At 56.6% G+C, this 16,273-nt stretch carries 10 protein-coding genes; all 10 read left to right on the top strand.

The genetic code is table 11. The features are described 5' to 3' along the window. The first annotated feature begins 19 nt into the window (after positions 1-19). Positions 20-1,516: a radical SAM family heme chaperone HemW gene (gene hemW / locus OZX67_RS04735; protein ID WP_277144684.1), complete on the top strand. Its 1,497-nt coding sequence runs from the start codon at positions 20-22 to the stop codon at positions 1,514-1,516. 295 nt (positions 1,517-1,811) lie between these two features. Then, a complete protein-coding gene (gene gltB, locus OZX67_RS04740; protein WP_277144686.1) occupies positions 1,812-6,398 on the top strand; it encodes a glutamate synthase large subunit in 4,587 nt (1,528 codons plus the stop codon). Further along, positions 6,398-7,939: a glutamate synthase subunit beta gene (locus OZX67_RS04745; RefSeq protein WP_277144688.1), complete on the top strand. Its 1,542-nt coding sequence runs from the start codon at positions 6,398-6,400 to the stop codon at positions 7,937-7,939. Before gltB ends, OZX67_RS04745 begins: the two co-directional genes overlap by 1 nt. Positions 7,940-8,085: 146 nt before the next feature. Beyond that, positions 8,086-8,538, top strand: coding sequence for a Yip1 family protein (locus tag OZX67_RS04750; RefSeq protein WP_277144690.1), 453 nt, complete (start codon positions 8,086-8,088; stop codon positions 8,536-8,538). Between the two features lie 65 nt (positions 8,539-8,603). After that, on the top strand, positions 8,604-9,827 hold the full coding sequence (gene glgA, locus OZX67_RS04755) for a glycogen synthase (RefSeq protein ID WP_277144692.1): 1,224 nt from the start codon (positions 8,604-8,606) through the stop codon (positions 9,825-9,827). Between the two features lie 112 nt (positions 9,828-9,939). Next, the gene (locus tag OZX67_RS04760; RefSeq protein ID WP_277144694.1) at positions 9,940-10,113 is read left to right on the top strand and encodes a hypothetical protein; all 174 of its coding nucleotides are present in this window, start codon (positions 9,940-9,942) and stop codon (positions 10,111-10,113) included. Positions 10,114-10,244: 131 nt separating this feature from the next. Next, positions 10,245-11,105, top strand: coding sequence for an ATP-binding cassette domain-containing protein (locus tag OZX67_RS04765; RefSeq protein ID WP_277144697.1), 861 nt, complete (start codon positions 10,245-10,247; stop codon positions 11,103-11,105). Between the two features lie 52 nt (positions 11,106-11,157). Then, entirely contained in the window at positions 11,158-12,162 is a 1,005-nt protein-coding gene (locus tag OZX67_RS04770; RefSeq protein ID WP_277144699.1) for a D-2-hydroxyacid dehydrogenase, read from the top strand. A gap of 235 nt (positions 12,163-12,397) precedes the next feature. Continuing rightward, positions 12,398-13,615, top strand: a complete 1,218-nt coding sequence (locus OZX67_RS04775; RefSeq protein WP_277144701.1) for a tRNA (adenine-N1)-methyltransferase — start codon at positions 12,398-12,400, stop codon at positions 13,613-13,615. Between the two features lie 248 nt (positions 13,616-13,863). Next, the gene (gene metE / locus OZX67_RS04780; protein ID WP_277144703.1) at positions 13,864-16,203 is read left to right on the top strand and encodes a 5-methyltetrahydropteroyltriglutamate--homocysteine S-methyltransferase; all 2,340 of its coding nucleotides are present in this window, start codon (positions 13,864-13,866) and stop codon (positions 16,201-16,203) included. Positions 16,204-16,273: the final 70 nt, after the last annotated feature.

Below are 16,273 nucleotides of genomic sequence, written 5' to 3' on the forward strand. Positions count from 1 at the left end.
GCCGCTAGGGTAGAAGGCTATGTTCGAGGTTTATATTCATGTGCCGTTCTGCTACCGGAGATGCGGGTACTGCGATTTCAACACCTATACGGCCATCGATATGGGATCAGGTGCGTCGCGCGGCAATTATGCGAACCTTGCTATCGACGAGATACGACTGGTCAAGGAGTGGCAGGAACGTCACGGAATCAATGAACCGACGTTGTCTACGGTGTTCTTCGGAGGAGGGACACCCACGTTGCTGCCGGCGCGAGACCTTGGACGAATGCTGCACGCGGTCAAGGAGACGTGGGGTATCGAGGACGGTGCGGAAATCACCACTGAAGCCAACCCTGACACGGTTGACGAACGATATCTGGAAACGTTGGCGGAAGCAGGATTCACCCGTATCTCCTTTGGTATGCAGTCGGCTGTGCCGCATGTGTTGAAAACGCTTGACCGCACGCATACGCCAGCCAATGTGACCGCCGGAGTAAAGGCGGCGAACAAGGTGGGATTGCGTTCCAGCGTCGACCTTATCTATGGGGCTCCCGGCGAAAGTATGGATGACTGGCGCAAGTCTGTAGAGACGGCCATAGAACTTGGGGTGAATCATATTTCGGCATACGCGCTGACCGTCGAACCCACTACGAAAATGGGTCGGCAGATCAAGGCCGGAACCATTGCCAAACCGGATGATGACGATGAGGCGGCGAAATACGAAATTGCCGACAATCTGTTCAAACAGGCTGGTCTGCAATGGTACGAAATCTCGAATTGGGCGCGTCCCGGTTATGAGAGTCGTCACAATCTGGGTTATTGGCGCAACGTCGATTGGGCTGGCATTGGCCCCGGAGCACACTCGCACTACCGCACGTCGAATGTTGGCGCGTGGCAGGAACATGCGGTTTCCGGCGCTCGCGATATCGATGAGGACGGATTCAGAAAGACAGACACCGCCACTCAGACTGAACATAACGCATCAGGCGATCGGAGCGACTTTCAGACTGGCCACGACACATCATGCGATCAGGAGGACTCTCAGACAGTTTCGTCAAACAATCAGAGCAACCAAAATATGGCTGATACGCCTAAGTCTGGGATGAATCTAGCTTTGCCGAAGTCCGCGGTCTTGGGCGAGACTCTGGATCAACGGGACAATGCTCGTTTTGAAGCCGAAGACGATATCCACTCCGATGCCAACCAGTTCGGCATACGCGCGTGGGGCATCGCGCATCCCCGCAAATGGGCCGAGGCGATGCACACCGGAAATGTGCCGTGGCAGGGTAGTGAGGCCATCACTCACGAGGAGAACCTTGAGGAAACGGTGATGCTCGGCTTGCGCTTGCGTGAAGGGATCGATATCTCGAGAATCGAACAGGCTTCCGGACATGCGGTCAATCGTGCAAAACTTCGCGGAATAGAACAGTCTGGTTTGATTGAGATTCAAGACGACAATCGCATCGTGCCGACGTTGCGGGGCCGACTGCTCAACGATACGGTCATCGAACAAGTGCTCGACATTTGTGGCTGGTGACGGTATAAACCGCGAAAAATTACTAATTCGAGTCCGCGTATATGGCATTCGACTTGATTGCGGCAAGGTTGCAGAGATAATCACGGAATTTGCCTTTGAAGTGTGATTTTCGTCGGTATAGCTACTGATTTGCAGAAATAATCACATTGAAGTGTATCCGACGATAGGCAGATGTCCACGATGTGGAAGATTTTGCGTGAAAATGGACATCGATACATTTCTGACATCACGTACCGCTAATCTATGAGAGCGCTCGTTACGGAGCATCAGTTTTTGGAAGCTAGAGGTGATTGTGGTGACGGCTAAAACCCCACTCGATTTGACGATTCATCGCCCGCAAGATATGTACGACCCGGCGGCGGAGCACGACGCGTGCGGTGTCGGTATGGTCACCACTTTGAACAAGCGACCGGAACGCAAAATTGTCGACGATGCCATCGAAGTGCTGGTCAATTTGAACCATCGTGGAGCGGTCGGAGCAGAGGAGAATACCGGTGATGGTGCCGGAATCCTTATGGCTATGCCCGACGAATTCATGCGTTCGGTTATTGAGGCGGATTTGCCGGAAGCCGGTCATTATGTCGCGGGTATTGCTTTTCTCGACCGCGATTTGGCTGCGGCAAGCGAGCAAAAGCGTCAGATCGCCGATATTGTGGCGCAGGAAGGGCTGGAAGTCCTCGCGTGGCGTACGGTTCCGACCAACCCAGACGGGCTGGGATTGCAAGCGCTGGCCTCCATGCCCGCCTTCGAAATGCTGGTCATGGCTTCTCCGAAAGGTGACGGACAGGAATCGTTGGGTGACCTCGAACTTGATCGTAAAGCCTTCCGCGTGCGCAAGCGGGTCGAGCATGAGGCCGGCGTCTATTTCGCCTCGCTTTCGGCGCGCACCATCACTTACAAGGGCATGCTCACCACGATGCAACTCACCAGCTTCTTCCCTGATCTTCTCGCTGCGAAAATGAAGACGACCATCGCCATCGTTCACTCGCGTTTCTCGACAAACACGTTCCCGAGCTGGCCGTTGGCCCAGCCGTTCCGCCTTATCGCCCACAACGGCGAAATCAACACCATTCAGGGCAATCGCAACTGGCTTTCCGCGCGCGAAGGCAAACTCAGCAGTAAGCTGCTGGGGGAGTTCGAACCGTTGCTGCCGATAACCACGCCGGGCTATTCCGATTCCGGCACCTTTGACGAATGCTTGGAACTATTACATCTCGCCGGCCGCAGCCTGCCGCACGCCGTGCTGATGATGCTGCCTCCTGCTTGGGAAAAGGACGATACGCTGGATGCGGACGTTCGCGCGTTCTACGAATACAACAATTCGTTGATTGAGCCATGGGACGGCCCGGCCGACATCATCTTCACCGATGGCACGTTGGTCGGCGCGCAACTTGACCGCAACGGCTTCCGTCCCGGGCGTTGGCAGATGACCGACGATGGCTATGTCGTGCTCGCCAGTGAGGCCGGGGTGCTTCCCGAAACCGAGCAGGAACATATCGTCGCCAAAGGCAGGCTCGAACCGGGAAAGATGTTCCTCATTGATACCGCTGAGGGACGCGTTGTGCCTGATACGGAAATCAAGAACAAGCTCGCCACCCAGCATCCGTACCGTCAGTGGATCGAAGGGAATGCCGTAAGCCTGAGCGACCTGCCGGCACGTGAGCACGTCCGTCATTCCAACGTTTCCGTCGTCCGCCGCCAACGCGCTTTCGGCTATACGCAGGAAGATTTGAAAATCCTGCTGCGTCCTATGGCCAACACAGGCAAGGAGCCTATCGGAGCGATGGGCAATGACACCCCACAGCCCGTGCTTTCCAAGAACAGTCGCATGCTCTTCGATTATTTCACCCAGAAATTCGCCCAGGTCACCAATCCGCCGCTCGACTGGGAACGTGAGGAGATTGTTACGTCGTTGGCCTCTGCCATCGGCCCGGAACCGAATCTACTTGAGGATTTGGAGCTTTCCGCCAAGAAGATCGTCATTCCCAATCCGGTTATCGATTCCGACGAGATGGCCCAGCTCAAGCGTCTTGACCGTGCCAAAGTGCTCGGTGGATATTACAAACCGTTTGTTGTCCATGGACTTTACCAGGTCGCAGGCGGCGGTGAAGCCCTTGAAGCACGCCTTGATGAGATCTTCGACGAAGTCGACCAGGCCATTGCGGACGGCAAGAACTTCATTGTGCTTTCCGATCGTGATTCCAACCATACTTGGGGACCGATTCCTTCGTTGCTCCTGACCAGTGCTGTACAGCATCATTTGCTCCGCACACACACTCGTACCCAGGTCTCGATGGCCGTCGAGGCCGGCGATGTGCGCGAGATCCACCATGTTGCGCTGCTGATTGCCTACGGCGCGGCCTGCGTCAACCCGTACCTCGCCTTCGAATCCGTTGAGGATCTGGCCCGAGGCGGCTTCCTTGACGTCGATGCCAAAACCGGTGTCGAAAATCTGCGCAAGGCACTTTCTGTCGGAGTTCTGAAGATTATGAGCAAGATGGGCGTCTCGACGATTATGAGTTACCGTGGTGCCCAGCTTTTTGAAGCTATTGGTCTCAATCAGGACGTCATCGACAAATACTTCACCGGCACCACCTCGCGCGTCGGCGGCATCGGGCTCGACGAAATCGCCGAGGAAGTCGCCATACGGCACCGCGTCGCCTATCCGAACCAGTGGACGGCGACCCCGCACCGCAGACTTCGTATTGGCGGACAATACAAATGGAGGAGAACCGGCGAGGACCATCTGAACGATCCCGAATCCGTGTTCCTTCTGCAGCAGGCCACCCAGCGTGGAGACTACGGTCTGTTCAAGAAGTATTCGCAACACGTCAATGACACCTCTAACAGGCTGATGACCTTGCGCGGATTGATGAAGTTCACCGGCAACCGCAAGCCTATTCCAATCGAGGAGGTCGAACCGGAAAGCGAAATCGTCAAACGGTTCTCCACCGGAGCGATGAGCTACGGTTCCATCTCGCAGGAAGCGCATGAGACGCTGGCCATCGCAATGAATTCCATCGGCGCACGCTCCAACTCCGGCGAAGGCGGCGAATCTGACGACCGCATCGAAGATCCGATGCGTTCCAGCCGCATCAAGCAGATCGCCTCGGCTCGTTTCGGCGTGACCAGCGATTACCTCGTCCATGCCACTGACCTGCAGATTAAGCTCGCGCAGGGTGCCAAGCCCGGCGAAGGAGGCCATTTGCCCGGGGCCAAGGTTCCGCCGTGGATCGCCACCGTACGCCACGCCACGCCTGGTGTTGAACTCATCTCTCCGCCGCCTCACCACGACATCTACTCCATCGAGGATCTGAAACAACTGATTTATGATGCGAAGATGGCCAACCCCAAGGCTCGTATCCATGTCAAGCTTGTCTCCGAATTCGGTGTCGGCACAGTTGCAGCCGGTGTGGCCAAATGCCATGCCGATGTCGTGCTCATCTCCGGTTCCGACGGCGGCACGGGTGCTGCTCCGTTGAACGCCATCAAGCACGCCGGCACTCCCTGGGAGATCGGACTTTCCGAAACCCAGCAGACGCTGATTCTGAACGGCCTGCGTTCCCGTATCGTCGTGCAGTGCGACGGTGAGCTTAAAACCGGCCGTGACGTGGTCATCGCCGCATTGCTTGGCGCCGAGGAATTCGGCTTCGCCACTACGGCGCTTATGGCCGAAGGCTGCGTCATGATGCGCGCCTGCAACCTGAACACTTGCCCGCAAGGCATCGCCACCCAAGACCCTGAACTTCGTGCCCGCTACACGGGAAAGCCCGAGTATGTGGTCAACTTCTTCATGTTCATCGCCCGCGAGGTGCGTGAACTGTTGGCACAGCTTGGTTTCCACAGTCTTGAAGAAGCCGTCGGTCATGTCGAATGCCTCAATCAGGACGAAGCCGTGGAACGTTGGAAGTCCAACGGTATCGACCTTTCCAACGTCCTTGCCCAGTCCGGCCCGACCCCCGGAACGATTCTGCACCAGACCATTGAGCAGAACCATGAACTCGACAAGGCCCTTGACAACAGGCTCATCGACTTGGTCAAGTCTGCACTAGACAATCGCGAGCCGGTACGTCTCGACCTGCCGATTCGCAACGTCAACCGCACCGTCGGTACGATGGTCGGCTACGAAATCACCAAGCGCTATGGCGCCAAGGGCCTGCCCGACGACACCATCGACATGACCCTGCGCGGTTCCGGCGGCCAGTCCATCGGCGCGTTCATCCCGCGAGGCGAGACTTTGCGTATCTATGGCGAAGTCAATGATTACGCGGCCAAGGGGCTTTCCGGCGGACGCATCATCGTGCGTCCAGAAGATGGTCAACTGGAGTTCGACCCGCACACCAACGTCATCGCGGGCAACGTCACCGGTTTCGGTGCGACCTCAGGAGAGATGTACGTCGCCGGACGGGCCGGCGAGCGTTTCGCCGTGCGCAACGGGGGAGCGACGTTCGTCGTGGAAGGCGTGGGTGACCACGGCTGCGAATACATGACCGGTGGCACCGTCGTGGTGCTCGGCCCGACCGGCCGCAACTTCGGCGCCGGCTTCTCCGGAGGCCATGCCTATGTGCTCGATCTGGATATGAACAAGGTCAATCCGGGTGCCGTCAAGTCGGGTTCGCTGCTCTTCGAGGCCTTGGATGACCCCGAAGCCCAACGAGTCCATCAGATGGTCAAGAAGCACGCCGAAGAAACCGGCTCCGCCTTCGCCCAAAGTCTGCTCGACGATTGGGAAGAGGCACGTTCCCGCTTCACGCACGTCGTGCCCAAACAGTTCGTCGCGATGAGTGCGGCCATGGACGAGGCGAAAGCCAACAACGTCGATTTCAACGCCCCAGGAGCATGGGACGATGTCTACGAGCATGTGATGGAGGAAGTGGACTGATGAGCGACCCCAAAGGATTTCTGAAAGTACGTACCCGCCACGAGGCGCAGGACCGTCCGGTCGCCGAGCGCATCCACGATTGGAAGGACGTGCACGCCCAGTCCGGCTTCCAGCCTTGGACCAAGGAACAAGCCGCGCGTTGCATGGACTGTGGCACACCGTTCTGTATGACTGGTTGCCCGTTGGGCAACATCATTCCAGACTTCAACGATCTGGTTCGTCAGGGCCAATGGGAGGAAGCCTACCAGCGGCTTTCGTCGACCAATAATTTCCCGGAAGTCACCGGTCTGATCTGCCCGGCACCTTGTGAACAGGCCTGCGTTTTGGGCATTCACCAGCCCGCGACCATGATCAAGGCCGACGAGCAGACCATCATCGACCAGGCTTGGAAGCTCGACTACGTCAAGCCGATGCCTCCGCAGCGCCTGACCGACATGACCATCGCCATCGTCGGTTCCGGCCCCGCAGGCCTCGCGTGCGCCCAACAATTGACCCGCGCTGGTCATACCGTCGTCGTCTATGAACGCGACGACGAAATCGGCGGCCTCATGCGCTATGGCATCCCTTCCTTCAAACTGGACAAGCACCTGATTGATCGCCGCATCGAGCAGATGGAAGCCGAAGGCACTGTATTCCGAACGAATATGGAAATCGGCAAGGATGTGAGCTGGGACGAGCTGCGGTCGCGTTACGACGCCGTGGTTGTCGCCATCGGTTCCGGGGTGCCCCGCGACGTGAACGTGCCCGGTCGCGAACTTGACGGCATCCACTTCGCCATGGACTTCCTGCCCGATGCCAACCGTCGTTGCGAAGGCAAGGAACCGGTTAACGACATCGATGCCAACGGCAAGAAAGTCGTCATCATCGGCGGCGGCGACACCGGCTCGGATTGCTTGGGTACTGCCATCCGTCAGGGTGCCACGAGCATCACCGTCCTGCAGATCAACCCCAAAGAGCCGAGCGTTCGCCCTGATAATCAGCCGTGGCCCACTTACGCGCGCCTCTACCAGCCAACCACCTCGATGGAGGAGGGCGGCACCTACGAATACAGCACCGATACCGTCAGCTTCAGCGGCATTGCGGAAGTCGATGAAACCGAATGTGTAACGTTGGATGACACGGGTCTGGCGAGTGGGTTCGTGGCCGATGAATCCGGTCATATTACCGGGGTGAAGGTCATTGACGTCAAACGTACCGAGGACGGCAGGCGCGAGCATGTCCCCGGAACCGAGCGGATCATTGACGCTGATTTGGTACTGATTTCAACCGGTTTCCAGCATCCCAATACCACAACGCTCCTTGACCAGCTGCCGGTCGAGCTCGATCAACGCGGCAATGTGGCAAGAAACAAGCAATTCGAGACCAGCCAGGATGGTGTGTTCGTGTGCGGCGATGCCGGGCGTGGCCAGAGCCTTGTGGTCTGGGCGATTGCAGAAGGTCGCAGCTGCGCCTCCGCTGTCGATCGCTTCCTCAACGGGACCACCGAACTTCCCGCCCCGATCGTCTCCACCCAGAAGCCGATGGCGCTGCCTCGGGTCTGAGATGTCTGAGAGGCATGTGAGGTCTGGGATACCTATGAGCTCTTAAGAACTACAGGTGGGCTCAGAAGTCTCAGTACGAACAGCTTGGCAGGGTTCGGGCTAAAATCTAGACATAGGACGAAATTCAAAAGCCGAAAGGAATCGAGATGCCGAATCGCGCCGAACGCCGTGCCCAAGCCAAGCGTAACCGTCAAGGTGTGCCACAACCCAATCAGCCACAGAATCGTGGCCGTGGGGGTATGATCGACGAATATTCTCTGCAGGAGCGCAGCCGTCGCCTTGAAGAGAACGGTGGCACCGAGTGGAAGCCCAAGGCCGAGAAACTTGCGGTGCCTGCGGAGAACCTTGACCCGAACTACAGCGATCCGAAGGTCATGAAAGCCCCGCATTCGTTGCATCAGTGGTTCCGGATTATCAGTTGGACACTGATTATCCTTTCCGGTATTGCGTTCGCGATCCTGATGTGGGTTCCCAAGCATCCGTTGTGGCTGATCGTCACCGTTTCCGTCATTTTTGTGGTCGGCGTGCTGAGCCTGCTTGTTACAGCCGGCAATTACCATCACAATCCGAACCTTGACGCCAACGGCACTGCCATTTAATGGAAATTATTGGGCATGCAAATCATTATCCAAAAATAATAGTCGAATAAGGTTGACTGACCCGTATGAAAATTGATTTGCTGACCCGTGAATATCCGCCGCATATCTACGGCGGTGCCGGAGTACATGTCGAGGAATTGTCGAAAGTGCTTGCGGAACGTGCAAAGGTTACGGTACGGGCTTTTGACGGATCGAGGAAGCCTGACGAGATTCCACAGGTTCCGGGCGGAAATTTGCGGGTGGTCGGCTATGATGTGCCCGCCGAGTTATCGCAGGACAATATGGCTTTGCAGACCTTCGGAGTCGATCTTCAAATGGCCAACGATGTTGATGGCGACATCGCTCACGCCCATACGTGGTATGCCTGTCTTGCCGGCCGCCTAGCCCAGCAAATGCACGAAATCCCGCTCGTTGTCACCGCCCACAGCCTCGAACCGTTCCGCCCATGGAAACGCGACCAGCTTGGCGGCGGCTATAATCTGAGTTCTTGGGCCGAGCGCGACGCCTTCACTCATGCCGACCGCGTCATCGCCGTTTCCGAAGGCATGAAACAGGATATTCACACCGCCTATCCGTCCATCGACCCTGCGAAAATCTCCGTGGTTCACAACGGCATTACCGTCTCCGACTTTGCCACTCCAAGCCCCGATGACCCGGGTTGGAAGGTCTTCGAACGTTACCATATCGACCGCAGCAAGCCCACCTTACTGTTTGTCGGCCGGGTAACAAGGCAGAAAGGCTTGCCGTATCTTTTGCGGGCCCTTCATCTGATCGACAAGGACATTCAGGTCGTTCTGTGTGCCGGTGCCCCGGATACCGAGGAGCTCGGAGCGGAGGTACGTTCCGCCTTTGCGGAACTGAAAGCCGAACGCGGCAATGTCATCTGGATTGAAGCGATGCTGCCACGCCCTGAGCTCAATGCTCTCGAACACGGTTGCGACGCGTTCGTTTGCCCGAGCATCTACGAGCCTCTCGGCATCGTCAATCTTGAGGCGATGGCATGCGGCCTTCCGGTGGTCGCTAGCGCGACCGGCGGGATTCCCGAGGTTGTGGTCGACGGGGTGACCGGTTATCTGGTACCGATAGAGCAGAAACGTGACGGCAGCGGCACGCCGATCCATCCTGATGATTTCATCCACGACATGGCGAAAGCCATCGACAAGCTCATGTCCGATCCCGAGCGTGCCAAGGCAATGGGCGAGGCAGGCTTCAAACGTGCGCGAGACGAGTTCAGCTGGGAACGTATTGCCGACGAAACGATGGACGTCTATCGTGGAGTTCTGCGTTGACAGACGTATTTTGGCCATTTGTCGCGGAAATGTTAAATTTGATATTGCAAAGGCCATTGGTTTACCGCATTTGCCAAAACCGACAGACTCGCAGAAATAAGGAAGGCACGACATGTTCCAATATGTGCTGTACGTATTGATCGCCGTCATCTTCATCGTGGCGACGGCGCTGTGCCTTTCTGCGGCTTTCGGCAGGAAACGAACGTTGCACACCTTCAAAATCGTCGTTGGCTGCTGTCTGTATTTCTTCGCCGTCATTCTTCTCGTGGCGAGTTTCCTCACCTGATTGGCCACCCAAAGGGTCATGTTTCTTCGTCACAATATGGAATGAAGCCATTTTGGGCGACTTTTCCGGATTATTCTGTGAGAACAAGAAAAATCGCGCAATAGGCGCATGACCACGATGAAGGGAAAAGAATGAGTGAGGCCGTTTCAGCGCTGAAACTGAGCAATGTGGAATTTCGTAGGAACCGTCGCGTCATTCTGACCGATGTGAACCTTGACATCAAACAGGGCGAGAAATGGGTGCTTTTCGGCCCGAACGGCATCGGCAAATCCAGCCTCGTGGCCATGATGGCGACCCGCGGCTTTCCTTCGGTCGGTACCGTTGACATTCTCGGTAACCGGCTCGGCAAGGTCAACGTTTTTTCCTATCGCAATCGCATCGGTCTGAGTTCCGCGGAGCTGTCGCGTTCGTTCCCTAACCAAGAAGACCCACTCGATGTCATTTTGACGGCGTTGACCGCCACCACCGGTCGTTGGCGCGAACAGTTCACGAAGGCCGATTATGACAAGGCCCGCGGGTTCATGGCCATGTTCGGCATTGAATATCTTGAAGGAAAGCAGATGTTCAAGCTTTCGGAAGGCGAACGCACCCGCGTTTTGATTTGCCGCGCGTTGATGGGCGACCCTGATCTGCTCATTCTCGATGAGCCGACCACCGGGCTTGATTTGGGTGGTCGCGAGCTTGCGCTGCGCGCGCTGAGCGATATCGGCCGGCACGATACTGATCGTACGGTGCTGTTGGTTACGCACCGTCTTGAGGAGATCCCGCAAGGCTTCGACCATGTCGCCATCATGGGACGTATGGCCGGCAATGAAACCGACGCGCATGCCGACAACGTGGCCGGTGCCGACCCGCAGCCGGGCACGATTATCTATACGGGCGATCTCGAGCACGGCTTCACCGCCGAACGTCTGAGCCATATCTTCGGTCTGCCACTCAAAGTGACCCATGACCAGGGCCGCTGGTCGGCCTATGCCATCGAAAATAAATAATTTCAAATAATATTTATCAATAAAAGAAAACCACGAGAAGAAAGAGAAAACAATGAAGGTTCTCCTATACAACATCCGTCCCGAGGGGCAGGATTATGCCGACGAATGGATGAAGAACCATCCAGAGGACGAACTGGTCACGACGCCGGACGATCTGACGCTTGATACGGTCGATATGGCCAAAGGCCAAGGTTACGATGCCGTCAGCATGCAGCAGGTTCCCAATGTCGTCGAAGAGGAGATTTACCGGAAACTGGTCGACTACGGCATCCACCACATCGCGCTGCGTACGGTCGGTTTCGATATCCTCAATATGGATTACATCAAAAAGTATCATTTTCTCGTCACCCACACCCCGGCGTATTCGCCGCGCGCGGTGGCCGAGAACACCCTTGCCTCCACCATGTATCTGCTGCGCCATTACGGCAAGATTCTGGGCAACGAGCGGAAATGCGATTTCGTGCGTGTCTCCGAGGAAATGAGCGACGAGATCTATCACAAGACCGTCGGCATCATCGGTGTCGGCCGCATCGGTTCCGCCGTGGCCGAGCTCTTCCACGCGTTGGGTGCCACCGTCATCGGCAACGATCTGATCACCAACGCCGCCAACGACGCGTTCCTTGAATACACCGATTTCGACACCGTGGTGCGCGAGGCCGATATCCTGACGCTGCACACGCCGCTTGAGCCATACATGGTCGGCATGATCGGTGCAGAGCAGTTCAAGATGATGAAGGATACCGCGTTCATCGTCAACCAGGCGCGCGGCCCATTGATTGACACGCAGGCTCTGATCGCGGCGCTGAAGAACCACGAGATTGCCGGTGCAGCCATCGACGTCTTCGCCGAAGAAACCGGTCTGTTCATGAAACGGTTCGACAATGAGTCGCAGCTGCCGCAGTTCTACCGCGAGCTTTCTGCGATGGACAACGTCATCATCACCCCGCATTCCGCGTTCTACACCAAGACTTCCGTGCGCAACATGGTGATGCACAGCATGACCGACGTCAAGCGCGTGACCGAAGGCAAGGAGCCGGTTTACAAGGTTGACTGCTGAAACCTTTGTCTGCTTTGCTCGAACGGTTTGCAGGCGTTGTTGTGCAGCCTGGTTTATAGGCATCAGATAGATGTTAAAAACGAATAAGGAATCCAAGTACATTATCGAAAGATTTGTGTGCTTGGATTTTTTATTCGTTACGGCTCCATCGAGGCGACGTGAGAATATAAGGCAAGATGACGTTGGCTGGATGTAGCCGGTCATAGTTTGTATTACGTTAAGATAGGGAGTCGGTATGCCGGGACGCGGGGCGCTGCAAGCGGGGGAGAAGGTCCAGTTCACGGATCGAAAGGGCAAGAAGATTACCGACCAACTTGTCGCCGGCGGCTCCACGCAGACCGACCACGGCATCATTTTGCACGATGATGCCATTGGCTCCAGCGAAGGCATCGTCGTCACTACCGTTACTTCCAAGCGCGAGGCACAGATAAGCGGAGGCACCCCTGGCCACGATAAGCCAAAGCCTTGGAAGGCGGCTCGGGCCATCGGTGGTTGGGATTATGCGGTCATGCGTCCGAGGCTAGCCGATTACGTGCTTTCGATGCCTCGCGGCGCGCAGATCATGTATCCGAAGGATATCGCCCAAGTCATTCAGCTTGGTGATATCCGCAGCGGGCTCAATGTGCTGGAATCCGGTGCCGGCAGTGGTGCGATGAGCCTCAACCTGCTCGACGCCGTAGGGGAGTCCGGCCATTTGACCACCATCGAGATGCGTCCCGAATTCGCCAAGATAGCCGAGGCAAATGCGACGCTTTATTACGGCAAGCGCCCGCAATGGTGGGATTTGCTGACCGGTGATTTCGATACGGTTGCCGCAAAACTTGCGGACAACATTGAATCTCAGGATAACGTCGCAGAAAAAGCTGCTGTACTATCTTCAGCTCCATCGAAAGATGCCAGTGACGTTAAGAGTGCGTTATTAGAATCGATTAATGATTCTGCTGTTAATTCCAATAAGTGGTCAACTTCGCCATTCGACCGTATCGTCCTCGACATGCTCGACCCGTGGAACCGGCTTGAACAGGCCTACCGCGTCATCGCACCTGGCGGTGTGCTCATCGCCTACATCACAACGACCACGCAGATGTCCCGCTTCTGCGAGGCGTTGCGCGAGGCCGGTTGCTGGACGGAGCCGGAAGTGCAGGAGACCTTCGAGCGCACGTGGAAGGCGCAGGGCCTTGCCGTGCGTCCAGACCATCAGATGATCGGCCACACCGGTTTCCTGATCGTCACCCGTGCCATGGCTCCCGGTTTCGAGGCCCTGCGTAAGCGCGACCGCGCCACCAAAGACACCGTCACAGACATTGATTCCTTGACTCCTGAACAGCAGGCCGACCGCCTGGCAGACCTCGAACTCCGAGACATCAGCGACCGCAAGCTGCGCAAGGTGCTGCGAGATCTCGGTGATCAATTGCAAGAGATTGAACAAAAAGCAGCGAGTTGTAATTTGTAATCAATAACGAATAAGCGAAATATCTGAATGCGATCATGCAGCGCCTTAACGTAATAAGGTATCAATAAGACAGCGGTATCGATGTGCCGGCCACTAGCGTTTCCAAGTTTGTGTGCTGTTTACGGACAGGAATATCGAAAATTTGTCTATAACTCCAATCTATAACGACACCTTAAGTGGCTTGATGCCCTTTGAACGCGGATTTTTGGTAAACTTTCGTTAGTCGTTTGTCAATCTCTGGAGGAATTATGTCTGCTCTCACATCGGTTTCCGGTTTCCCGCGCATCGGGCGCGACCGAGAATTGAAGAAGGTCATCGAAGGTTATTGGAAAGGCAAGTCCGGCCTCGATGACGTACGCGCGACTGGCAAGCAGCTGCGTGCCGATCACTGGAAGCTGCAGGAAGACGCAGGAATCGACCTTATTCCCAGCAACGATTTCAGTTATTACGACCAGATGCTCGATACCGCTATCCTCCTTAACGTCATTCCGGAACGTTACCGCCGTCTTTCCTTCGAAAATGCTGAAGACACGCTATTCGCGATGGGCCGTGGCTATCAGGGCCCGGAAGGCGATGTTACCGCGCTGCCGATGAAGAAGTGGTTCACCACCAACTATCACTACTTGGTTCCCGAAATCGACGCCTCCACTGAAATCAAGCTCAACTCCACCAAGCCGTTCGACGAATTCAACGAGGCCAAGGCTCAAGGCATCGTGACCAAGCCGGTGCTGATCGGCCCCTACACCTTCCTCAAGCTGGCCCGCAATCCTCAGGCCGAAGAGCTGGAACTCGACCGCGGCCTGGTCGATGCGGTTTCCGGAGTCTATGCGCAAATCGTCCGCAAGTTCGCCGAACTCGGTGCGCAATGGGTGCAGTTCGATGAGCCATACTTGGTGCTTGACAAGGAAGATGGCGACACTGAGCTTTTCAAGGCGCTCTATTCCGCCATTCTGCCGGCACGTTCCGCAGTCGCTGGCAAGAGCGTCAAAGTCCTGCTCAATACCTACTTCGGCAACATCGCCGATATCTACGAGACGGTGAATCTCTTCGAATTCGACGGCGTCGGGCTCGATCTGATCGAAGGCCGAGACGAGAATCTTTCCGCCATCGAAAAGTACGGCGTCGCCAACAACACCACGATTTTCGCCGGCGTCATCAACGGCCGCAACATCTGGCGCAATAACTACGCGCAGAGCCTCGGCCTGCTCGACGCGCTGAAGACCAAGACCAACAACGTCGCTGTTTCGACGGCATCCTCGCTTTTGCACGTGCCATTCAGCACCGAAGGTGAGACTGGACTGAAGCCGGAAGTCTTGAAGCACTTCGCCTTCGCCGTCGAAAAGCTCGGCGAACTGGTCGACGTGGCCAAGCTTGCTGACGCCGACGATACGTTGCGTAAGGAATCGCAGACGTTGGCCGATAATCAGGCCCTGTTCGATGGCAGTCGTGTCGCAAAAGATCCGGCCGTGGCCAAGCGCCTCGCATCGCTTACCGACAAGGACTTCGTACGCCAGCCCGCGCGTGCCGAGCGCAGGAAACTGCAGCATGAGGAACTGAACCTTCCAGAACTGCCGACCACCACCATTGGTTCCTTCCCGCAGACCCGCGAGATCCGCTCCATGCGAGCCAGGGCGCGTAAGGGTGAAATCGACCAGAAGACCTACGACGATTTCATCGCCGGCCAGATTGATCAAGTCATCGCCCATCAGGAGCAGATTGGCCTCGACGTCTTGGTCCACGGCGAATTCGAGCGCAACGATATGGTCGAATACTTCGGCCAGCACCTGAACGGCTACCTCTTCACCAAGAACGCTTGGGTGCAGTCCTACGGCACACGCTGCGTCAAGCCCCCCATCGTCTGGGGCGATGTCTCCCGTGCTGAGCCGATTACGGTTCGCTGGAGCAAATACGCGCAGAGCCGCACCAAGCACGTCGTCAAAGGCATGCTCACCGGCCCGGTTACGATTCTCAACTGGTCCTGGCCACGCGAGGACATCAGCAATGAACTGCAGACCCAGCAGCTGGCGCTGGCCATCCGCGATGAGGTGCTCGACCTCGAGGCCGCAGGCATCAAGGTCATCCAGATCGATGAGGCCGCGTTGCGTGAGAAGCTGCCGCTGCGCCGCTCTGACTGGCACAAGAAGTACCTCGACTGGGCCATTCCAGCCTTCCGTCTGGTGCATTCCGCGGTGAAGCCGACCACGCAGATCCATACCCATATGTGCTACTCCGAGTTCAACGACATCATCAAGGACATCGACAATATGGATGCCGACGTGATTTCGTTCGAAGCCTCCCGTGGTGATCTGGTCGTGCTCGATGCCATTCATGACGCTCATTTTGAGACCGAAGTCGGCCCGGGTGTCTACGACATCCATTCGCCGCGCATCCCGTCCACCAAAGAACTGGTCAATCGCATCCATGCCATCCTGAAGAAGGCCGATGCGAGTCGCGTCTGGATCAACCCCGACTGCGGGCTCAAGACTCGCGGTAACGAGGAGACCTGGCCGAGCCTCGAGCACATGGTTGAGGCCGCGAAGACGGTTCGCACCGAACTGGCCAATGATTCACAGGCCTCGCGTAACTAAGTAAGATCAGTATTACAGCCGTGTGGCCAGCATCAAGCAAAACCGATGCCGGCCACACGATTTGTCACAG

The organism is Bifidobacterium sp. ESL0728 (assembly GCF_029392015.1).
Taxonomy (GTDB): Bacteria; Actinomycetota; Actinomycetes; order Actinomycetales; family Bifidobacteriaceae; genus Bifidobacterium.

Excerpts from the sequence above, each read along its gene's own strand:
- hemW (WP_277144684.1), top strand. The coding sequence starts at position 20 with ATGTTCGAGGTTTATATTCATGTGCCGTTCTGCTACCGGAGATGCGGG.
- OZX67_RS04745 (WP_277144688.1), top strand. The coding sequence starts at position 6,398 with ATGAGCGACCCCAAAGGATTTCTGAAAGTACGTACCCGCCACGAGGCG.
- OZX67_RS04750 (WP_277144690.1), top strand. The coding sequence starts at position 8,086 with ATGCCGAATCGCGCCGAACGCCGTGCCCAAGCCAAGCGTAACCGTCAA.
- glgA (WP_277144692.1), top strand. The coding sequence starts at position 8,604 with ATGAAAATTGATTTGCTGACCCGTGAATATCCGCCGCATATCTACGGC.
- OZX67_RS04760 (WP_277144694.1), top strand. The coding sequence starts at position 9,940 with ATGTTCCAATATGTGCTGTACGTATTGATCGCCGTCATCTTCATCGTG.
- OZX67_RS04765 (WP_277144697.1), top strand. The coding sequence starts at position 10,245 with ATGAGTGAGGCCGTTTCAGCGCTGAAACTGAGCAATGTGGAATTTCGT.
- OZX67_RS04770 (WP_277144699.1), top strand. The coding sequence starts at position 11,158 with ATGAAGGTTCTCCTATACAACATCCGTCCCGAGGGGCAGGATTATGCC.
- OZX67_RS04775 (WP_277144701.1), top strand. The coding sequence starts at position 12,398 with ATGCCGGGACGCGGGGCGCTGCAAGCGGGGGAGAAGGTCCAGTTCACG.
- metE (WP_277144703.1), top strand. The coding sequence starts at position 13,864 with ATGTCTGCTCTCACATCGGTTTCCGGTTTCCCGCGCATCGGGCGCGAC.